Raw genomic sequence first — 19,437 nt, 5'->3', positions numbered from 1 at the left:
CCGCATGAAACTTTAGGAGGAACGGCTCACCACATCCGCTCGAAAACGGCTTCGACGCCCGGCCGTGTCGCATCGAGGTCGAGCGGACCTGCCTCCATGAACGGATCCTCGATGACCGCTCGTGCGAGAGCTTCGAAATCGTTCTTCTCGGTCCCCTCGACCGAACGCAGCCGAGACGGTAAGTCGAGCGCATCGCGGGTATCGACGACGGCTCCCACGATTTCGGCCGCGGTCTCCTCGTCGGAGGCCCCCGCATCCCGGACGTCGAACGCCTCCGCCAGCAGATCGCGTCGTCCGTCGACCCGTTCGAAGAGGTAGCGCAGCACGTGCGGTGCCGCGATGGCGTGTGCCACCCCTTGCTGAACGTCGTAGTTCCGCGCGATGGCGTGTCCAAACGAGTGGATGACGGAGGCCCGGTACGCGTTCGGGGTCGAAAGCCCGTACTGCGCCGCGGCGATACCCTGCAGAATTCGGGAAAGCTCCGCCTGACCCGTCGAGTCGGTAGTGAGGAACGGGAGATTCTCGTACAGCAGTCGAACGCCGCGAACGGCCGTCCCATCGGTGAGGGGGTTGTGGTGACGGGTGTACAGCATTTCGATGCCCTTGTCGAACCCGTTCATCGCGGAGCGAGCGAGGATGTGGTCGGGCGTCGTTGCGAACAGATCCAAATCGTGGAAGACCGCGGTCGGCATCAGGCGAGCGTCCGATACGCCGGCGCTCGGTATCTCGGATTTCGAACGTCCGCCGGGGTCGAGACTCAGCTTGACGCCCGCGACTTGCGAGAGGTCGGCACCGGGTAAGGTCGTCGGCACGGCAAAGATATCCGTCAGCGGGCGTTCCCGGTCGGGGACGAGGACCGCCTCACGATCCACCATCTCGGCCGTGATTTCGTCGAGGGGGCGGTCGTGCCCGGCGAGGACGCTGATCAGTTTGGCGGTGTCGAGACTACTTCCGCCGCCGACCGGGACGAGCGCATCTATGTTTTCCTCCCGAACTCGTGTCGCACCGTCGAAGGCCGATTTTAGGTATTTTTCCGGTGTGACGCCATCGAAGACGCCGACGAGAGAGTTTCCGAGACCCCCGCGAATCGGCCCCATGACGGGGGCGACGTCCCGTAAAGTGGCGTCCGTAACGATGAGCGCCCGCGAGCGTCCCCGTCGCTCGAGTTCCGTCTCGAAATTTGCAACGACACCCGACCCGTGGTGGATCGTAGCTGGTCGATACTCGAACGTATAGCGATGACCGTTCATTGTACGTAGCTTTCAATGGAACACATGAGTATATAATAGTACCTCTCAGCCCGACTAGACGCCGAAACGGGCCGGGTGTCTGGCCGTCACACGTCGATTTTCCGGTACGGGAATCGCGTTTGTCACGATCAGCCGTTGCGGACTTTCTCGATGATCGTGGATTCGTCGAGGAAGACGAAATCGTTGCGTCCGGCGTACGATGCCGCGTTGGACCGAGAGAGTGCGCCCCCCGTTTCGTCGTCGAGCATCTCGCAGACGACGACGGCCGGTGGGACGTCCGCCAACCCCGCAAGCGCGATGCCGAGTTCCGTGTGCCCTCGTCTGTCTTCCAAGAGGTTCGGCGCGGCTTTGAGCGTGTGAACGTGTCCCGGCGTGTCGAACTCCGCGGCGAAGTCGGTCGTGTCCGGATTCCGTGCCGCGTGACCGAGTTCGGAAATCGTCCGTGCTCTGTCGTTGTCGACGATACCGGTGAACGTCTCCCGGTGGTTGACCGTCAGGGAAAACGAAGATCTATCGTCGTAATCGATCGTGGTCTCGTTACCGGCGGGATGGCCGATGAGTTCCTCCGCGAACGGGAGTCCGAACGTTTCGGCCACCTCGTGGGACAGAGCCACACAGATCAGTCCCCCCGCGTCGTTTCTGAGCCGGGCGACGTTGGACGGCGTGACGGCGTGTGCCGGATACACGATGTCCACCTCGTTCTCCCGATCCGCTGCGTCGTGAATCAGAACTGGATCGCCGTCTCGGAACGCGTCGATAGCGCTCTCCAACCCGTTCGCGGGCTCCTTTCGGCGGTAGCTGTAACTGTCAGGGAGCATGCTATCACTTAACACGATCACTCACCTCGGGTCGACTTCTCGGTCTCCATTTCATAGGTCGAACTCGTCGGCATATATAATAAATATTCCCCTGGTACTGGGTGTGGTAAGACGGGATACCGACTCGAACGGGCGGAGATTTTATACTAACGTCACCCGATGTCTGCAACAATGGACTCACTGTTTGCTCCGTGGAGGATGCAATGGGTGACCCGAGATCGTCCGGCAGATGGTGACAACGCCGAGTGTATTTTCTGTCGTCTTCCGACGGGCGATGACGATCGCGGAAACAACATCGTGGCTCGTAGCGAGCACGTCTACGTTCTGCTGAACAATATGCCGTACAATCCGGGGCACGCGATGATACTCCCGTACGAACACACCGGACGGTTCTACACCCTCGATGAGGATGCACTCGTCGATTACATGAAAACCGCACAGTTAGTCATCGACGTGATCGAGGAGGCGCTCTCCCCGAACGGATTCAACGTCGGGTTCAACATCGGCGCTGCGGGGGGAGCGTCTGTAACCGATCACCTCCACATGCACATCATTCCGCGATGGGAGAGCGACACGTCGTTTCTTCCGCTGACGGCGAACACCGCAATCGTCGAGGAAGCGGTCGATGAAACCTACGAGAGGCTTCGGGAGGGTCTGGTCGACCACCCCCAGACGGACACGCGAGATGAGAACGAAGCCGTGGAGATAACGCACGAGTAACCTACGCGGCGGAAAGCAAACGAGTAGTCAGATACCGGTGACGGACGTTCGACGGGGCTAACTCTCGGTGGCCCCGGATCGGATTCTGATTTCGAAGACCGTGCCGTCGGAGAGGCCGAAGCGTTCCCGCAGGTTGACGGGGGAGACCAATTCGATGGTGGACGTGTCGTGGTCGGTGCGGTGAGGGAGGATGAGATGGAGCGGAACCGAGTCCGTGCTATCGGGAACGACCGCGGGATAACAATCGACGGCACCGAACGAGCGGCCATCCGCTTCCCAACCGTCGAGACGCGTCGGGTCGAGATGCGCCAATCGTTCTCGAACCGGGGTATCCAGTTCGAGGTTCAAGGTACCCGGATGCGGTTTGTACCCTAACTCCCGCTCGAACTGCTGGGCGTAGCCCTCCAGTGCGACGAATTTCTTTCCCCGTCCGAAGCCGCTGGTCACGATTCCGCGTACTGTGAATGTCATCTGTCGGTTGCGTGAATACTCCCTATCGAGAGCGTATGCGTCATATCGATGTCCATCGAATTCTATTCGAGCGCGGATCGTAGATCCCCGGCGATATCCGTGAGTGCGTCCTCCGACGGATCGAATTCGAACGGCCGGGCGGCCATCTGAACGAAGGCGTGTATGACGTCTTCGTAGTGGTAATGGGACACGTCGACACCGGCCGCTTCTAGTCGTTCGGCGTACGCGATGGCCTCGTCGCGCAGCGGGTCGAACCCGCCCGTCACTATCGTCGCGGAGGGGAGATTCCCGAGATTAGCGGCGAGGAGCGGTGACGCGTACACGTTCATCTCGTCGATGGGGTTCTCGAAGTAGTGGTCGTCGAACCACGTCAAATCCTCCTTCGTGATGAAGTACCCGTCCCCGTTTTCATCGACCGAATCCCAGTTCAGGTGGTGTGAGACGGGGGGATAGAGCAGGACCTGCCGCTCGATGGACGGACCGTCCCGGTCCCGCGCCATCAGCGTGACGACCGCCGCGAGGTTTCCACCGGCGGAGTCGCCGGTGACGGCGAGACGGTCGGTGTCGAGTCCGTGTTCACCTCCGTTCGCAACGACCCACTCGGTAGCCGCGTACGCATCTTCGACGGCCGCTGGGAAGGGGTTCTCCGGAGCGAGCCTGTAGTCGACCGCGACGACGGCCACCTCGGTGGTATTCGTCAGCCGCCGACAGAGTTCGTCGTGGCTGCCGAGTCCGCCGGAGACGAATCCGCCGCCGTGGAAAAACATCGTCACCGGAAACGGCTGTTCTCCCTCGGGCAGGTAAATTCGGATGGGCAGATCGCCGCCCGGCCCATCGATCGTCTCGTCGAGGACTTCCCCGACGGATTCGGGTTCCTCGACGGCGAAAACGCCGGACGTAATCCTCCGCACTTCCTCGACCGGAAGTTCGTGGAACGCCGGTGCGTCTTCGGTCTCTGCCATGAAAGCTTTTAACTGCGGATGTGGTTCTTGTGCACGCATCACACTAGGGAAGTGTTCTCCCCCGTTATATAGCTTCAGGTGCGTCACGACGAAAGCGAGGCCGAAACCTCGATGGTGTAACCGTCCGGGTCCGACAGGAGGGCCATTCGACGTCCCCAATCGACGTCCATCGGCTCCATTCGAACGACGTCCCCCGACTTCGCGGCGCGTTCACAGACGGCGTCCACCTCGTCCGGGGTCCCGACGTCGAGGGCGACGATGACCCCCTTCCCTCTATCGTCACCGGGTTCGTCCAACCCGAACGCGTCAAGCACTTCGGGGTCGAAGTCCGCTTCGAGGACCAGCGTCCCGTCGCCGGTTGCGAACTCCACGTTCCCCTCTTCGACCCGTTCGGTTTCCAGACCGACGACGTCTTCGTAGAACGCCGTCGACGCAGTCAAATTCGTAACCATCAACAGCGACTGGTGAAGCGATGGAAGCATACGCTCGATACTTTCCGCTGGGGGACTAAGAGGTTTCGGGACGTTCGGAATCTGATTCAAATACGGACGGTGAGATGAATATGAAAATAGTGTCGGTGACGACGGCTATCGGGGAGACGAATCGGACGATTAAGGGTTTACTTCACCGATCTTGTCGACTTCGGGTTTGACCTCGTCGGCGTACAGTCGGAGGTTCTTGCGGGCTTTCCAATCCGGCAAGTCGCCGAAGTGGAACTGACCCACTATCCGACCGAATCCGCCCACTTCCTCGTACTGTTTCTCTAGCGTTTCGACGACGTACTCGGGCGTGCCGACGATCGTTTCGCCGTATTCCTGGAACTCGTCGAAATCGTAGTTGAAAGCGAACTCCCCGTGCGGGTGAAGCTCTTCGACGTACTCGTCCCACTTTTCCGGGTCGTACGGCTGATCACCCATCATGCTTGCGGCGACACCGATGTGGACGCCAGCGGTAAGCGTCTGGTAGAACTTCCGCAGGTGTGGTTCCGCTTCCTCCCGAGCTTTCTCCATCGTCTCGGCGACGTAGATGGCTCGCATGACGCTGAAGTCCTCGTCACTCGGGGTCCAACCGTAGTCCTCCTCCGCATACTGTCGATACTCCTCGAACTTCTCGCTGATCGTCTCGACGGGTTGGAAGACGAGTCCGGTGGGGACTTGGTTACGGGCGGTGAAGCGAAGCGATGCTTCGCTCTCCGCTGGCATCCACAGCGGTGGATGCGGGTCCTGATACGGACGGGGCCAGATGTACACGTTCTCGTACTGGAAGTACTCGCCGTCCCAGTCGAACGGTTCGTCGGCGGTCCACGTTTTCATGATGAGGTCCCACGCCTCTTCGAAGCGGTCTCGGGACTCACCCATGTCGACGCCGTAGGCGAAATACTCGCTCGGGATTCCGCGGGGGAAACCGCTGATGATTCGGCCCTCGGTGATGTTGTCCAACATGGCGAGTTCTTCCGCGAGTCGCACCGGGTTCTCCCGAAGCGCCGGTAAGTTCCCGAAGAATGCGATGGTGGTATCTTCGGTCCGGGCGGCCAGATTCGACGCGGTGATGTTCGGACCGGGTTGCAGCCCGTACGCGTTATAATGGTGTTCGTTGACCCCGACGCCGTCGAAACCCAACTCGGCGGCGTATTCGAGTTGACCGAGGTACTCCTGATAGTACTTGGCACCTTTCTCCGGATCGTAATCGTACTCTGCCCACGGCCAAGCTGATTTCTTCTCCGTCAGGTTGTCGATGTCCTGATACGGCATCAGGTGGAACGCAAATGTTTCCATGAGAAAATCATGTGTGTTAGTACCACTTAATAGTATATGATAATTCGCCGACCATGAGATAGAGAGCGTATGAGGCGGTAAAATATACAAAAAGACGGAGGTGAATTCGTGAACCGTCCCACGTGGGACGACAGGTTGGTATCTGAAACCGCCCTCCGGACGGGGAAAATCTTCGGTGCGCGGAGACCGCTCCGTGACATCGGTCGTGAAACGTGGGGGGAAGCGTGAGCACGGACCGAACGCCTTCAGGCGTCGGGCCAGCGCTCGATGTACACCGTCTCGTCCGTGTAGAAGCGAACCACGTCCTCCGCTTGGGCGTGAAGGTCCCCGAAGAACGAATCCTTCTGCCCGCCGAAGTGGAAGAACGCCATCGGTGCGGCGGTGCCAGCGTTGACGGCGAGATTACCGGCCCGAGCGTCGTGCCGGAAGTTTCGCGCTTCCGCCCCGCTACCGGTAAACAGACTCGCGGCGTTCCCGAAGTCCGACGCGTTCATCACATCGATACCCTCGTCCACGTCGGCGACGGGCATCAAACCGAGAACCGGGCCGAAGATCTCCTCGCGGGAGATGACCATGTCCTCGGTGACGTCCCTGAACACGCACGGCCCGAGGAAGTTCCCGTCCTCGTAGCCGTCCACCTCGATGTCCCGTCCGTCGAGTACGAGGGTCGCACCCTCTTGAACTCCTGTTTCGACGTAGTTCCGGACCCGTTCTTCGTGCTCCGGCGTGATGAGAGCGCCGACGTCCGTCTCACCGTCGAGTCCGTGGCCGACCGTCTGATCGCCCGCGATATCGACGACGAGGTCGACGAACTCCTCGTAGACGCTCTCTTCGACGCAGATAACGTCGTTCGCGAGACAGCGCTCGCCGCCACAGGCGAGTGCCGAGGAGACGCTCTTGCGCGCGGCGAACTCGAGATCGGCGGTCTCCGAGACGACGATGTGGTTTTTCGCGCCGCCCTGTGCCTGCACGCGCTTGCCGTTGGCCGCCGCCCGCTCGTAGATGGTCTTTGCGACGGGCGTGCTGCCGACGAAGGAGACGCCCTCGATACCGTCGTGGTCGAGTATCGCGTTCACCGTGTCGACGCTTCCGTTGACCAACTGGACGACGCCGTCGGGAAATCCGGCCTCGTCGATGAGTTCGAACAGTCGTTTGGCGGTCAGGGGGTCGCGCTCGCTCGGCTTGAGGATGAACGAGTTGCCCGACGCGACGGCGTAGGGCAGGAACCACAGCGGTATCATTCCGGGGAAATTGAACGGAGTGACGGCCGCGAAGACACCGAGCGGCTTCCGGACGGCCGTTTCGTCGATATTCGGCGCAGCGTTCTCGACGTGGCCCGCCTGCATCAGCGTCGGCATCCCACAGGCCGTTTCGACGTTCTCGATGCCGCGGCGGAGTTCCCCTTTCGCCTCGCCGAACGTCTTTCCGTGTTCGCGGACGAGCAGTTCGGCTAGTTCGTCGATGTTCTCCTCGAGGAGGGTTTTCAGTTCGAACAACGGTTGGATGCGCTCCTCGATGGAGCGCTGGCTCCACGATTCGAACGCCTTTTGGCCCTGTCGTACGGCGTCATCGACATCGTTCTCGGTACTAAATCCGACGTAGGATAGCGTTTCCCCGGTCGCCGGGTCGACCACATCCATTCCGTCGGACCCGGTGGCGTCCGTCCACTGTCCGTCGATGTAGTTCCCTACGCTGTCCTGATCGGTCTTTGTTTCGGACATACACACCAGTTATCTTCCACCCTCATTAGTCGTTTTGATTCGATCAGTTCAGCCGTCACGAGCCGCGATAGAGGAATCGCTCTGGAATCGGGGGTTTTCAGGAACGACGCCGACTGTCCGGAGCGAGTGCGTCGTCGTAAATTTCGATGTAGAGATCGCGGATCTCATCGGCCGTCGGCTTCCGCGGATTGTTGGCGGGCGAGCCCGAATCGATGGCATCTTGGGTCATTTCGTCGATGACGTCGAGGTAGTCCTCGCGAGCGGGAACCTCGCCGAAGTCATCGAGGTAGCCGGTCAGGTCGAGGTCGTCACAGAGTCGGAGGATGCCGTCGGCCGCCCGGTCGGCGGCGGCACGGGGATCGTCGTCTTCGTCTGCTGCACCGAGAGTGCGCGCGACGGTCGCGTACTTTTCCGGCGCGGCCATCGCGGAGAAGTCGGTGACGTACGGGAGGATGAGCGCGTTCGCCAAGCCGTGCGGAATGTGAAGTTGCGCCCCGAGCGGGCGCGCGAGGCCGTGGACGAGCGCCACGGAGGAGTTGGTGAACGCCTGCCCGGCCTGAAGCTGTCCCACGAGCATGTCGGCGCGAGCGTCGAGGTTCTCGCCGTCCGCCCACGCGACCGGGAGGGAACGCGCGATACGACGCATCGCTTCCACGGCGTATCCGTCGGGGATACCGTACGAGTGCTCGGAAACGTATGCCTCGATGGCGTGGGTGAGCGCGTCGATGCCGGTGAACGCGGTGTGGCTCCGCGGGAGCGAGACGGTGAGTTCCGGGTCCTCGATTGCGACGTCCGGGACGACGTTTTTCGAGACGATGAGGAACTTCGTCGACGTCGATTCGTCACTGACGACGACGGAGCGGGTCGCTTCGCTGCCGGTTCCGGCCGTCGTGTTGACGGCGAGAAGCGGCGGCGTCGGATTTGGAACGCCCTCATACCCGGCTCTGTCGACGCCGAAATCCCGAATCTCGCCGTCGTTTCCGGCGAGGATGCCGACGCCTTTGCCGGTGTCGATGGACGAGCCGCCGCCGAGGGTGACGATGACGTCGCAGTCGCGTTCTCCCCACAATTCGTACGCCCCCTCGATGTTCTCGACGGTCGGGTCGGGACGAACGTCGGTGTAGACGACGGTTTCGACCCCTCGTGCATCGAGCGCTTCGAGTACCGCGTCTCCGTGAACGTCGAAAATCTGCTCGGTTGCGACGAGCAGTGCCGTGGTTCCGTGAAGTGACGCGTAGTCGCCGACTTCTTCGACGGCACCGGCACCGACGACGACGTTACTCGGCGATACGACCGTTCGCGTCTCTCGCGATAGAACGGTATCGTGTGACATACACACACCAATCTCCGGTTTCTAATTAATTCTTCCGGATGGTATCGACCCGCGTCGATGTCCAGTTCCGGTCACGAACGTAGATGGGGGCGGACGTTCGATTCCGACTGTCCGCGTCCACGCCACCTTCGCACGGAGATACCCCATGATTTATATTGTGGTACAGGATACCACCATCTATGTTAACAGCTAGCGAAGTGACCAAACGCTTCGGCGGTCTAACCGCCGTCGATAGCGTCGACTTCAGCATCGACCGTGGAGAAATAGTCGGCCTCATCGGCCCGAACGGTGCCGGGAAGACGACGCTGTTCAATTCGATTGCTGGCGTCTACACGCCGGAAAACGGCAGTATAGCGTTCGACGGTGAGGAGCTGGTGGGAAAGTCGCCACACGAAATCGCCCGTCAAGGAATCTCGCGGACCTTTCAGACGGCTCGTACGTTCAACGAGTCCACGGTACTCGACAACGTTCTCGCCGGAGCCGCGTTCGGAAAGAAGGACTCGGGGTCGCTCGACGAAGAACGCGAGAACGTGTGGGAGTACCTCGAATTCATCGGACTCGAAGACGAGGCCGAAGCGGACGCGAGCAGCCTCACGATTGCCCATCGGAAACAACTCGAACTCGCCCGGGCACTGGCCTCGGAACCCGACCTCATCCTCGTCGACGAAATCGGGAGCGGATTGACACCGGCGGAACTCGGTGAACTCTCGGAAGACCTCCAAAAGACGCGCGACGAGTTCGGCATTTCGGTGTTCTGGATCGAGCACGTGATGGACGCCATCATGGCTGCTACCGACCGGATAATCGTTCTCAACCAAGGAGAGAAAATCGCGGACGGGGCACCGAAACGAGTGCAACAGGACCCCCACGTTGCGGAAGCGTACCTCGGCGGGGTGGAGGCGCAACGATGATCACAGTTAGCGATCTCAACGTCCACTACGGAGATTTACAGGTCCTCTGGGACGTCTCCCTCGAAATCGACGACGAAGACTCCGTCGTCGCGATCGTCGGCCCGAACGGTGCCGGAAAGACGACGCTACTCAAAACGCTCTCGGGCGTGATCGACCCCACGAGCGGCGAGATAGAGCTGTTCGGTGAACCGGTATCGTCGATGGCACCGAGCGACAGGGTCAGTAACGGGTTCGTCCACGTCTCGGAGAAACGGAATCTCTTCGGCGATTTGTCGGTGTACGAAAACCTCCGGATGGGTTCGTACACGCAGCGGGACGATTTCGAGCGGACGTGCGAAGAAGTCATCGAGATGTTTCCCGTCCTCGAAGAGCGACGGGAGCAGAAGGCGAGTACGCTCAGCGGCGGTGAACAGCAGATGCTTGCAATCGGCAGAGGGTTGATGGCGAAGCCGGAAGTGTTGGCCCTCGACGAACCGTCGGGCGCGCTCGCTCCGCAGCTCGTCGAACGGGTCTTCGAAAAGATCGACGAGATCAGTAACGACGTCACGGTCGTTCTCATCGAACAGCACGTCGATCAGGCGCTCGATCTCGCAAATCGTGCGTATCTCCTCGAAAACGGACGCATCGCTGCGGAAGGAACCGGACAGGAACTACTCGACAGCGACCACGTCAGACAGAGCTACTTGAGCGGGTAGCGGGTACCCCACGATATAAGGTTTCGATTTTATATTTTAATATATTCTAGTGCGGTGGTTGCTTTTATCACCATTACCAATTCTTATATTAAAGAAAGAGATAAATACGTTCCCTTTGCGGCTAGAAAGGAGCAGCATGACTCACAACTCCCCCCCGGATACGAAGAGGCGTACGTTTCTGAAAGCAACCGGCGCAGGCGTGTCAACGACACTCGCCGCAGGGTGTCTTTTCAACGGTGGTAGCGGCAGTGGCGGCGACGGACCGATCGTGATTTCCTCGCTCCAACCGCTCTCCGGACCGTTCGCCGTGTACGGACCGCGCCATCGGGACGGCGCGGAGTTCGCGGCCAAACAGATCAACGCGGACGGCGGCGTCAACGGGCGTGAAATCCGCGTCCAAACCGTGGATACGGCGAGCAGCGGGAAGACCGCGGAGACGGCGTTCACCGAAGCGATCGAGAAAGACAACGCCGTTGCTGGCATCGGTCCCGGCGCATCGGAGGCCGCGATCAGGGCGAGACGGATAGCCGAAAAGAAACAAGTGCCGCTGTACCTCCACGCGGCGGGCGCGGTGAAAGTCGTCCCGGAGGACGCGCAGTTTACGTTCCGAACCGCGCTGCCCGCGACACCGACCGTCGGCCGAGCACAGGCGCAAATCGTGAAGGACCGTGGATACACCAACGTCGGCGTCATCTTCGAGGACGGCGTCTGGGGTGACGAGTACGAAGCGGCGATGAAAGCCTACTTCCCCGACGACATCAACGTGACGAGGGACACGGCACCGATTCCGCAGACGGACTTCGTTCCGCAACTCCGGCAGTTCCCCGACGACATCGAAGTGTTCCTGGGTACTGCCCACCCAGCGGGGGTCAGCTCGCTCTACCCTCAGATGTACGAGATCGGTTTGGAGCCGGATCTGTTCCTCGGTGCGATTACCCCGATGGAAGCGGACTACAACGCAATCGGCGACAAAATCGACCGGTCGTTCGCTTCGTTCAACTCGACGGATATGTACACCGACGACTATGCGGAAGTGGCATCCAGTTTCAACGAGGACGTCGGTGGACTGTTCGACCACGCGCAGGTGAACGGATACACCGCGGTTCAACTCGTCGCGAAGTCGATAGAGCAAGCGGACTCCACGGACCCCAAGGACATCGCCGAAGCGACGCGAACGGGGTCGTTCGATCTCCTCTACGGCGCGGACATCGAGTACACGGATTGGGGCGAACCGAAGGGTTCGGTTCAGGTGTACAACTCGTTCGACGTCGGCAGTTCCCCGGATTACTGGTCTGACGGGGCGTTTGCGCCCGAAGAGGAGTTCCGGACCGACCCGCTCCCCGCCTTCGAGCCGGGGTCGCTCGACCGGTGAGCGACGGAACCGCGGGTGGTACGTCACGCTCGAATACCGCCAAGCCGTCGGATACGAAACCGCTACTCGTGGTGCGAGTCGGGTGACGGAGAAGCGAACTGCCTGTCCTCGAATTGCACCGGTTTCGGTTCTCGGATAACCCGAAGATCGTCCCTGTCGCGCGCTTCTTCGACCAGTGCCTCCGATGCGTACAGTCGCTTGAGTCGCATCGTATCGGTGACGCGGAGGACGCGCACCGACTCCGGTTCGACGACGCCGATGGTGGAGAGCGACGCGAGCAACCCCGCCCGGTCGGTTTCGACCACCGGTGGAACGCGAACACCGCGGGTCGTACTCGCGGTAATGGCGTTGATGAGCGACTTGGAGGCGTCTATCTCCTCGAAGAAGTCGCGGTGAACGAAATCGGCCGACCCCATTCCCATGGCGTTTCCTTTGGTCGTCTCGGTGAGCGACCGGACGTAAATGCGCTTTATCTCCGGGCTGTCGGGGGCCGGTTCGTTGATGGCAAACGGACGTCGGCCGATGACGTTCGTGTCGATTCCCTGTCCGCTGACGTCCTTCCCTTGGCGGTCGATGACGAGGGTGTCGACGGACTCGAACGGTATCTTCGGCATGACGTCGTAGGCGGTTTCGAGCAGTTCCCGCTCCCGGTCGAGGAAACCCGACGGCGGAATCGCTTCGAGCAGTCCGGTGTCGTCGTGCTGGTCCTCGACGATGGCGACACCGCCGATGATCGGCAACGCTTCGAGGAGTTGCTCGGTGATTTCGGGAATCATGTTTCGAAAACTCCAATCGACCGCCCAATCGTGTGCGGTCTTCGCACCGCGTTGTTTTCCGAGTCCGATGACGATCATCTTCGAGAGGCCGCTCTCGACGCTCCCGTCGAAATCGGTGTGCGGTTTGATACGGTTTATCGGGACGATAGCGTCGGCGTCCGCCGCGATGGCATCGAAGTAGAGCGGCACGCCTCGCTTGGGCGTCGTTCCGACGGTGGCGACGTCCATGCTCGCTCGAACCTCACAGCCGACGGTGTCCGCCGAGACTCCGAGCGAGGCGAGGTTCTCCCGCTGTCCGTCCGCGGTTGCGCCGCCGTGACTCCCCATCGCTGGCACGATGAACGGTTCGTATCCCATGTCTCGAACGCCATCGACGACGCCGCGGACCACGTTCGGGAGGTTTGCGATGCCGCGGCTGCCGACACCGAGCGCGACCGTACCGCCCTCGGGAACGCCCTCGAAGGGAAGGTTTCGGACCGTCTCCGCCGCTCGAGTAGCGATATCCGACGCCGGAATCGGGTCCGTCTCCCAGACCTGTTCTATGGTGCCGAATTTGGGAAGCGGCGTTTCCCCGCACGTCTCCTCGATAACGGCCTGTGGTACCGTTAAGTCGTTTCCGTCGGGCATATCTACGCTGTACGGGTGACACTGGTAAAAAGGTGTGCGGGAGAGAAATCGAGCGGGTGTCGCTCGACAGGAAACGGACGCGAGTCCTCAGGAGCCGGGACGGAAGTTCGCTACCTGCTTTGCCACCCGCTGTTTGAGATTCCACTGTTCCAGACGCTCGTCGACGAAGGGAACGATGCCGTCTCTGAAGTACAGGAAGAGGACTATCAACAGCGCTCCGAGGAGAATCGAACGGTACTCCGCGAACGACCGGAGTTCCTCGTTCAGGAAGATGATCAGCGCTGCCCCGACGAGCGGGCCGTAGGTCGTCCTGAGTCCGCCGACGATGAGCATGATGAGGATGAGAACGTCGATGGAATTGAACGAGAACAGGTTCGGCGTGATGTACCCGGAGAGTTGTCCGAAGAATGGCCCGGTGAGACCCATGATAAACGTCGCGACGAATCCAGCGAAGGTCTTGTATTTCACCACGTTGAGACCCGCCGACTCGGCCGCTGTCTCGTCCTGCCGGATCATCTCGAACGCCAAACCGTACTTGGAGTGCACGAGATACCGATACAGGAGGAGAACGGCGAGTAAGATCACCGAAATCGTGTAGAACAGCACGACCTCTTCACGGAAGCCGAAGGCGTTTTCGATCGCTTTCAGACGGAGCCCGGAGAAGGAGAGTCCGGTCACTCCGCCGGTGATATCGCGCAAACTGTTGATGAGTTCGATGATGGAGAACTGGAGTGCGAGGGTGAGAATCGAGATGACGATGACCGTGAGCTCGCGGATAGCCGCGACGTAGCACACGACGGCCCCGATAATACCGGCCACCAGCGCTCCCAAGAACAGCGTTATCCAAGGTGAGATACCGTACCCCTGCGCGGTGAGGACGGTCGTATACGTGCCGACACCGGTGATCGCGCCGGTGAATAGGAGGAGCTGGTCGGTGTGGCCGAAGACGATGTTGAGCGCGATAGTCAGAATGGCGTACAGCGCCATCAGGATGAAGACCCGCGAGAAGTAGCTCATTCCGGGCGCGAAGAACAGCTGTGGGATGGCGAACAGAATCACCGCCACGGCCAAGATTCGGGAATAGTTCCAGTTCATTGGATCCCCTCCGGTTTCAGCAGGAGTACGACGATTGCCGTGCCAAATAACGAGATGGTGGCGACGTACGACCCGAAGAACGCACTGACGAAGGTGGTCAGAATCCCGAGTAGAATACCGGCGGCCACGACACCGGGGATACTCGTGACACCGCCGACGATGGAGACGATAACGGCGGTGATAGTGAGGTCGAAGGAGTCGGAGACGCCAGCCTCGAACGTCAGTCCGTAGAGCACGCCCGCAAAACTCGCAATTGCGATACTCAGGACGAATACGAAGGTTCTCATCCTCCCGGTATCGATGCCGCAGTAGACCGCACCGATCTCGTCCTGCATTATCGTCCGGGTAGCCATTCCGGTGTACGTCCGGCTGAAAAACAGGTACATCGCCAACAAGGTCAACACCGACAGTGCGAGCGTGACGAGCGAACCACCTCTGATAAACGCGCCGAAGACCTGTACCGAGGAGATTTCGACGGGGACGGAAAACAGCCCGCTGTACTGGATCGAGAGAACTCCTTGCAGTAGGATCGAAAGTCCGAGCGTCGTGAAAATGCCGAGCATCAGTCGGTCGTCGCCGTCGGATCGATACACGAGCTGCAAGAGCGTTCGTTCGATAATCAACCCCACCGCTGCCACGCCAACGATTGCGACAGCCGCGGCGATGACTATCGGTAACGACCCCGTCAGTTCGAACGTTACTATGAGAGCGATGACGCTGAACACACCCAACGCGAGGTTCAAAATGCCGCCCAGACCAAACACCAGCGTGATTCCGAGTCCGAGCATCGCGTAGAGCAGTCCAATACTGAGGCCATCGACTAGCAGTGCCCCTATTCGGACGAGTTGATCGCCTGCCATTTGATATTCTAATTTGCGTATGTGAGGAGAGGTATCTTATAGATTGGGGTATGTTATCTACTGACAGAGATGAACTTCACGTCGTAGCGGACGATACCCTCCCGCGGCGTATACGTCACGCACGGACGAATCGTTGTAACTCGGGAGGAAACCGTTTCTATGAGAGGGTCGCCGTGCTACCTTACGCCGGGCCGAAGCTCTCCATTTCGACGTCGGCGAGGTCGACACCGGCAGCGACGAGGGCGTCTTTCACCTCCTCGACGAATCCCTGAAACCCGAAGACGTACGCCTGGGCCGCGGACACCGACTCCGCCGTCCCGACGAGGTCGTCCGTGAGGACGACGGTCGCACCGCGCTCCTCCAAGTCGGCGAGCCGTTTTCGGTGTGGTGGTCGGTTCCCGCCGTGGACGATGGTCACGTCGTGCCCGGCCTCCGTCGCACGTTCCCCGATACCAACCGCCGGTCCGATACCGGGGCCGCGTGCGAACACCAACGCGTTGGCGTCTCCGGTGTATCGAATGTCGCCGAACGGCCCCTCGACGGTAATCTCCTCGCCGAGCGTTCGCTCGACGAGCCACGGGCCGAGCGTCCCGTCGGGGTCGACCGCGACGGTCATCTCGAATATCTCCTCGACGTCGGGCGAAGAGATCGTGTAGTAGCCGGTTGCTTCCTCGCCGTCGATGGTCGCTCGAACCAGAACGAACTGGCCCGGATGGGCCTCGAATTCGGTCGGCGTCTCGACCTCGATCGCAACGGTTTGCTCTCCGACGTCCTCGATTCGGGTGATACGCGATGCGGGCATACAGTACCATCCCGGTGATCAATATAAAAAGATTCTGTCAATGGCGTGTCATCTACAGCCCCAGTACGAAATCTCGAAGTTCGCGGTGGAACCGCTCGGGGCGCTCCCAGAACGGCGAATGGCCCGTCTCCGGGTACATCGATAGCGCCGCGTCATCGATGAGTTCCGCGTATTCCCGTGCCGCCGCCGGAACGACGACGGCATCCGCTTCACCGTGGGTCAGCAGGACGGGAACGTCGAGCGTCGCGAGGTCGGAGTCGTGTCTCACCGTGCGGTTGCGGAGCGCGTCCCGGACGTAAGGTGGAACGACGACGTTGTAGCCCAGCATGTAGTATCGGTCCGCGGGCGAAAGCTCGCCGTAGACGCACAGGTCGACGAACTTCCGCAACGTCCGAACGCTCACCTCGGCATCGGTCGAGACGAACCCCTCGATGAGGTCGATGTATTCGGACCCGAGCCGCGCGGTACCCGTTTCGGTGCCGATTTCCGAAACGCCACCGACGAGATTGATACCCGCAACCCTGTCCGTCCCGAACGCCTCGATGTAGTCGAGGACGACGAGTCCCCCGTACGACCACCCGACGAGAACGACGTCATCCAATTCGAGTTCGGTGAGGACGGAGCGGACGTCCTCGGCCCACAACTCCGAATCCCCATATGCATCGCGCGGTTTGTCAGATTCCCCATGCCCTCGAAGGTCCAACGCGACGAGTCTGAAATCGTCGGCCAGATCGGATTCGAACTGGTTTCGCCAGCAGAGCCGACTCTGGGAGTAGCCGTGAACGAACACCACGGGCCGCCCGCTCCCCGCGTCCTCTACCGCGAGGGTGACGTCGCCGCCACCATCGATAGTGCGAGACACCATACTAATTCGTACTACAGGGATGGTGCATATATGCTTTCGTGGTCGGTAAAGAACGAGCCGGGAAGGTCGAGCGGACCGTAGCTTTCATACCATCTCCTGCTGAGTGATACCGTATGTCAAGCCTCTTGGCCGACAAGACAGCCGTCGTCACCGGCGGCGCCAGCGGCATTGGTCGCGGGATCGCACTGAAACTCGCCGCGCACGGAGCGGACATCGTCGTTGCCGACATACGGGAGACACCCCGAACGCCGAACACGGCACCTACGTTGGAAGCCATCGAAGACGAGACCGACTCGCGGGGTCTGTTCGTCGAATGCGACGTGACGAACTACGACGACCTCGTCGGCGCGGTGGACGCCGCCGACGAATTCGGCGGCATCGACGTGATGGTCAACAACGCCGGTATCGTCCACTCGGTAGACTTCTTCGAGACGACCGACGACGACTTTGCGACGCTGATCGACGTCAATTTGAAGGGTGCGTATTACGGCTGTCAGGCCGCGGGTGAGCGGATGGTCGAACGCGGCAGCGGTTCCATCATCAACGTCGCCAGCACCGCCGCCGAGCAGGGATTCGTCGAACCCGGATCCATCCTCTACAGCGCGGCGAAGGGAGGTGTGAAATCGATGACCTTCGGCGTCGCCGAACTGCTCGGGCCGGAGGTCCGCGTGAACGCTATTCAGCCGGGTTTCACCGACGAAACCGGACTCGCCGAGAACCACCCGGAGGAGGCCGCGCGTGCTCGGGCGGCCGAGACGTCGCTGGACCGGTTGGGAACGCCCGCCGAGCTCGGTAACGTCGCCGTTTTTCTGGCGAGCGGACTCTCATCGTACGTGACCGCGGAGGGAATTCTCGTCGATGGGGGCTGGGTCAACACCGGCGGTCCCTGATGAGGCGCAACCCGCCGTCCAGCCGGGGTCTTTATACGTCTCACATGTCCATTGCCGGGCATGATACGGAATAAATCCCACCTCTCCCGAAGCGAGAAACACGAACGCGTTCTCGACGCACTGGAGGCCGGAATCGATGCGGCCCACCCGAGGTCGGTCATCGAAGAGACGGTCGCCGTCGAAGGGGAGGTGCTACACGTTGCCGACGACGAATACGACCTCCGATCGTACGCGAACGTATACGTCATCGGGGGAGGAAATGCGGGCGGGCGAGTGGCCGCCGCGCTCGAAAGGCTTCTCGGCGACCGCATTACCAACGGCGTCGTCGTGACGGACGACCCCGCCGAAACGGACCGCATCGAGACCGTCGAAGGAACACATCCACTCCCGTCGCGGGAAAACGTTCGAGGAACCCGCAAACTGCTCGAACTCGCCGACTCCGCGGGAAAGGAGGACCTCGTTTTGGTCACCATCTCGGGGGGTGGGAGCGCGCTCATGTGCGTGCCCGACGAGGCGCTCTCTCTCGAAGACTACCGCGACCTGACCGACCAGTTGCTCCGGAGCGGCGCGACCATCGACGAGATAAACGCACTGCGGAAACATCTCTCGTCGTTCAAGGGCGGTCAGTTGGCACGACGAATCGCGCCCGCCACCGCGGTCGGGTTGATATTCAGCGACGTGGTCGGAAACAGGCTCGACGTCATCGCAAGCGGTCCCACTGCCCCGGATACATCGACCTACGAGGACTGTCGGGCGGTCGCGGAGCGATACGACCTGACGCTCCCCCCGAGCGTCGACCGACTCATCGAGACGGGAACGTCAGGTGAGCGGCAGGAAACGCCGGGGAGTACGGACACCGTGTTCGATACCGTGACGAACTACGTCCTCGCGGACGGACGAACCGCGCTGACCGCAGCGGCGGGGTCGCTCCGCGAGAACGGATTCGACGCGGTCGTTCTCTCCGCACAAATCGAAGGTGAAGCGAGCGACGTCGGCGATATTCACGCTAGCATCGGGGAGGAGTGTCTGACCCACGGTGGACCGTTCGAACCGCCGGTCGCACTGCTATCGGGAGGTGAGACGACGGTCACGGTTCGAGAACGTGGACGGGGAGGACCGAATCAGGAGTTCGCACTGAGCGCCGCTCTCGCCATCGACGAGGGCCTCGTCGTTGCCGCCGTCGATACGGATGGAATCGACGGCAACAGCGACGTTGCGGGCGCACTCGTCGACGAATCGACGGTTACGGCGGAAGAGCGAAACGATGCACACGCTGCCCTCCGGAGCAACGATGCCTACGCGTATCTCGACGCACACGACGGACTGATCAGGACTGGCGCTACCGGCACCAACGTCAACGATCTCCGAGTCGTCCTCGTCGGGGAACCGAGAGGGAGATAGGGAGCCGTCCCGCGAGAACCCGAGGTTTATTACATCACACGTGATACCGTTCCCTATGGTGGTTACCGTTGAATACACGGGGTCCCAACGACG

Annotated in this window: 19 protein-coding genes; 6 read left to right on the top strand and 13 right to left on the bottom strand. The window is 60.9% G+C overall.

Annotated features, from left to right (window positions below; translation table 11 throughout):
• Nucleotides 1-26: 26 nt before the first annotated feature.
• Nucleotides 27-1,250: an iron-containing alcohol dehydrogenase family protein gene (locus V5735_RS23170; RefSeq protein ID WP_423747453.1), complete on the bottom strand. Its 1,224-nt coding sequence runs from the start codon at nucleotides 1,248-1,250 to the stop codon at nucleotides 27-29.
• Between the two features lie 128 nt (nucleotides 1,251-1,378).
• Nucleotides 1,379-2,068 (bottom strand): 3,4-dihydroxy-2-butanone-4-phosphate synthase, encoded by a 690-nt coding sequence (ribB, locus tag V5735_RS23165; RefSeq protein ID WP_423747577.1) that lies wholly within the window; start codon nucleotides 2,066-2,068, stop codon nucleotides 1,379-1,381.
• A gap of 198 nt (nucleotides 2,069-2,266) precedes the next feature.
• On the opposite strand from ribB, the gene V5735_RS23160 reads away from it, so the two are divergent.
• Nucleotides 2,267-2,788 carry an HIT family protein gene (locus tag V5735_RS23160; RefSeq protein ID WP_423747576.1) on the top strand — a complete coding sequence of 174 codons (522 nt, stop codon included), beginning with the start codon at nucleotides 2,267-2,269 and terminating at the stop codon, nucleotides 2,786-2,788.
• Nucleotides 2,789-2,845: 57 nt separating this feature from the next.
• On the opposite strand, the gene V5735_RS23155 is transcribed toward V5735_RS23160, so the two are convergent.
• The 6 genes from V5735_RS23155 to V5735_RS23130 all read right to left on the bottom strand — a co-directional run bounded on the left by V5735_RS23155 (nucleotide 2,846) and on the right by V5735_RS23130 (nucleotide 9,050).
• Entirely contained in the window at nucleotides 2,846-3,259 is a 414-nt protein-coding gene (locus V5735_RS23155) for a DUF120 domain-containing protein (RefSeq protein WP_423747452.1), read from the bottom strand.
• A 62-nt stretch (nucleotides 3,260-3,321) separates the two neighbouring features.
• Complete coding sequence (locus V5735_RS23150) at nucleotides 3,322-4,221, bottom strand: alpha/beta hydrolase (RefSeq protein WP_423747451.1); 900 nt, start codon at nucleotides 4,219-4,221, stop codon at nucleotides 3,322-3,324.
• A gap of 83 nt (nucleotides 4,222-4,304) precedes the next feature.
• Nucleotides 4,305-4,703: a VOC family protein gene (locus V5735_RS23145; protein ID WP_423747450.1), complete on the bottom strand. Its 399-nt coding sequence runs from the start codon at nucleotides 4,701-4,703 to the stop codon at nucleotides 4,305-4,307.
• Nucleotides 4,704-4,832: 129 nt separating this feature from the next.
• Entirely contained in the window at nucleotides 4,833-5,996 is a 1,164-nt protein-coding gene (locus V5735_RS23140) for an LLM class flavin-dependent oxidoreductase (RefSeq protein ID WP_423747449.1), read from the bottom strand.
• A 245-nt stretch (nucleotides 5,997-6,241) separates the two neighbouring features.
• Nucleotides 6,242-7,717: a CoA-acylating methylmalonate-semialdehyde dehydrogenase gene (locus V5735_RS23135; RefSeq protein WP_423747448.1), complete on the bottom strand. Its 1,476-nt coding sequence runs from the start codon at nucleotides 7,715-7,717 to the stop codon at nucleotides 6,242-6,244.
• 97 nt (nucleotides 7,718-7,814) lie between these two features.
• Complete coding sequence (locus V5735_RS23130; protein ID WP_423747447.1) at nucleotides 7,815-9,050, bottom strand: iron-containing alcohol dehydrogenase; 1,236 nt, start codon at nucleotides 9,048-9,050, stop codon at nucleotides 7,815-7,817.
• Nucleotides 9,051-9,229: 179 nt separating this feature from the next.
• Here V5735_RS23130 and V5735_RS23125 point away from each other — a divergent pair, with 179 nt between their 5' ends.
• The 3 genes from V5735_RS23125 to V5735_RS23115 all read left to right on the top strand — a co-directional run bounded on the left by V5735_RS23125 (nucleotide 9,230) and on the right by V5735_RS23115 (nucleotide 12,028).
• Nucleotides 9,230-9,961, top strand: a complete 732-nt coding sequence (locus V5735_RS23125; protein ID WP_423747446.1) for an ABC transporter ATP-binding protein — start codon at nucleotides 9,230-9,232, stop codon at nucleotides 9,959-9,961.
• On the top strand, nucleotides 9,958-10,656 hold the full coding sequence (locus V5735_RS23120; RefSeq protein WP_423747445.1) for an ABC transporter ATP-binding protein: 699 nt from the start codon (nucleotides 9,958-9,960) through the stop codon (nucleotides 10,654-10,656). The genes V5735_RS23125 and V5735_RS23120 overlap by 4 nt, the downstream gene beginning before the upstream one ends.
• Nucleotides 10,657-10,855: 199 nt before the next feature.
• Complete coding sequence (locus V5735_RS23115) at nucleotides 10,856-12,028, top strand: ABC transporter substrate-binding protein (protein WP_423747444.1); 1,173 nt, start codon at nucleotides 10,856-10,858, stop codon at nucleotides 12,026-12,028.
• A 62-nt stretch (nucleotides 12,029-12,090) separates the two neighbouring features.
• Here the strand turns inward: V5735_RS23115 and V5735_RS23110 are convergent, their stop codons facing one another.
• The 5 genes from V5735_RS23110 to V5735_RS23090 form a co-directional block, all read right to left on the bottom strand.
• Nucleotides 12,091-13,431 carry a DUF362 domain-containing protein gene (locus V5735_RS23110; RefSeq protein ID WP_423747443.1) on the bottom strand — a complete coding sequence of 447 codons (1,341 nt, stop codon included), beginning with the start codon at nucleotides 13,429-13,431 and terminating at the stop codon, nucleotides 12,091-12,093.
• Nucleotides 13,432-13,518: 87 nt separating this feature from the next.
• Complete coding sequence (locus V5735_RS23105) at nucleotides 13,519-14,526, bottom strand: branched-chain amino acid ABC transporter permease (protein WP_423747442.1); 1,008 nt, start codon at nucleotides 14,524-14,526, stop codon at nucleotides 13,519-13,521.
• Complete coding sequence (locus tag V5735_RS23100; protein WP_423747441.1) at nucleotides 14,523-15,386, bottom strand: branched-chain amino acid ABC transporter permease; 864 nt, start codon at nucleotides 15,384-15,386, stop codon at nucleotides 14,523-14,525. Before V5735_RS23100 ends, V5735_RS23105 begins: the two co-directional genes overlap by 4 nt.
• Before the next feature lie 181 nt (nucleotides 15,387-15,567).
• Nucleotides 15,568-16,188 (bottom strand): FAD-dependent oxidoreductase, encoded by a 621-nt coding sequence (locus V5735_RS23095; RefSeq protein WP_423747440.1) that lies wholly within the window; start codon nucleotides 16,186-16,188, stop codon nucleotides 15,568-15,570.
• Between the two features lie 52 nt (nucleotides 16,189-16,240).
• Nucleotides 16,241-17,053, bottom strand: coding sequence for an alpha/beta fold hydrolase (locus tag V5735_RS23090; RefSeq protein ID WP_423747439.1), 813 nt, complete (start codon nucleotides 17,051-17,053; stop codon nucleotides 16,241-16,243).
• Between the two features lie 113 nt (nucleotides 17,054-17,166).
• Between V5735_RS23090 and V5735_RS23085 the strand changes: the two genes are divergently transcribed.
• Both V5735_RS23085 and V5735_RS23080 read left to right on the top strand, forming a co-directional pair.
• The gene (locus V5735_RS23085) at nucleotides 17,167-17,943 is read left to right on the top strand and encodes an SDR family NAD(P)-dependent oxidoreductase (RefSeq protein WP_423747438.1); all 777 of its coding nucleotides are present in this window, start codon (nucleotides 17,167-17,169) and stop codon (nucleotides 17,941-17,943) included.
• 60 nt (nucleotides 17,944-18,003) lie between these two features.
• Entirely contained in the window at nucleotides 18,004-19,344 is a 1,341-nt protein-coding gene (locus V5735_RS23080) for a glycerate kinase type-2 family protein (protein WP_423747437.1), read from the top strand.
• The last annotated feature ends 93 nt before the right edge of the window (nucleotides 19,345-19,437 follow it).

It is taken from the genome of Haladaptatus sp. SPP-AMP-3 (assembly GCF_049568665.1).
Lineage (GTDB): Archaea > Halobacteriota > Halobacteria > Halobacteriales > Haladaptataceae > Haladaptatus > Haladaptatus paucihalophilus.
The sequence above is the reverse complement of the archived record's forward strand: the minus strand, read 5'-3'. Positions and strand labels throughout refer to the sequence as shown.

Excerpts from the sequence above, each read along its gene's own strand:
- V5735_RS23155 (WP_423747452.1), bottom strand. The coding sequence starts at position 3,259 with ATGACATTCACAGTACGCGGAATCGTGACCAGCGGCTTCGGACGGGGA.
- V5735_RS23145 (WP_423747450.1), bottom strand. The coding sequence starts at position 4,703 with ATGCTTCCATCGCTTCACCAGTCGCTGTTGATGGTTACGAATTTGACT.
- V5735_RS23150 (WP_423747451.1), bottom strand. The coding sequence starts at position 4,221 with ATGGCAGAGACCGAAGACGCACCGGCGTTCCACGAACTTCCGGTCGAG.
- V5735_RS23090 (WP_423747439.1), bottom strand. The coding sequence starts at position 17,053 with ATGGTGTCTCGCACTATCGATGGTGGCGGCGACGTCACCCTCGCGGTA.
- V5735_RS23120 (WP_423747445.1), top strand. The coding sequence starts at position 9,958 with ATGATCACAGTTAGCGATCTCAACGTCCACTACGGAGATTTACAGGTC.
- V5735_RS23170 (WP_423747453.1), bottom strand. The coding sequence starts at position 1,250 with ATGAACGGTCATCGCTATACGTTCGAGTATCGACCAGCTACGATCCAC.
- V5735_RS23160 (WP_423747576.1), top strand. The coding sequence starts at position 2,267 with ATGCAATGGGTGACCCGAGATCGTCCGGCAGATGGTGACAACGCCGAG.
- V5735_RS23080 (WP_423747437.1), top strand. The coding sequence starts at position 18,004 with ATGATACGGAATAAATCCCACCTCTCCCGAAGCGAGAAACACGAACGC.
- V5735_RS23135 (WP_423747448.1), bottom strand. The coding sequence starts at position 7,717 with ATGTCCGAAACAAAGACCGATCAGGACAGCGTAGGGAACTACATCGAC.
- V5735_RS23100 (WP_423747441.1), bottom strand. The coding sequence starts at position 15,386 with ATGGCAGGCGATCAACTCGTCCGAATAGGGGCACTGCTAGTCGATGGC.
- V5735_RS23140 (WP_423747449.1), bottom strand. The coding sequence starts at position 5,996 with ATGGAAACATTTGCGTTCCACCTGATGCCGTATCAGGACATCGACAAC.
- ribB (WP_423747577.1), bottom strand. The coding sequence starts at position 2,068 with ATGCTCCCTGACAGTTACAGCTACCGCCGAAAGGAGCCCGCGAACGGG.
- V5735_RS23125 (WP_423747446.1), top strand. The coding sequence starts at position 9,230 with ATGTTAACAGCTAGCGAAGTGACCAAACGCTTCGGCGGTCTAACCGCC.
- V5735_RS23085 (WP_423747438.1), top strand. The coding sequence starts at position 17,167 with ATGTCAAGCCTCTTGGCCGACAAGACAGCCGTCGTCACCGGCGGCGCC.
- V5735_RS23105 (WP_423747442.1), bottom strand. The coding sequence starts at position 14,526 with ATGAACTGGAACTATTCCCGAATCTTGGCCGTGGCGGTGATTCTGTTC.
- V5735_RS23110 (WP_423747443.1), bottom strand. The coding sequence starts at position 13,431 with ATGCCCGACGGAAACGACTTAACGGTACCACAGGCCGTTATCGAGGAG.
- V5735_RS23130 (WP_423747447.1), bottom strand. The coding sequence starts at position 9,050 with ATGTCACACGATACCGTTCTATCGCGAGAGACGCGAACGGTCGTATCG.
- V5735_RS23095 (WP_423747440.1), bottom strand. The coding sequence starts at position 16,188 with ATGCCCGCATCGCGTATCACCCGAATCGAGGACGTCGGAGAGCAAACC.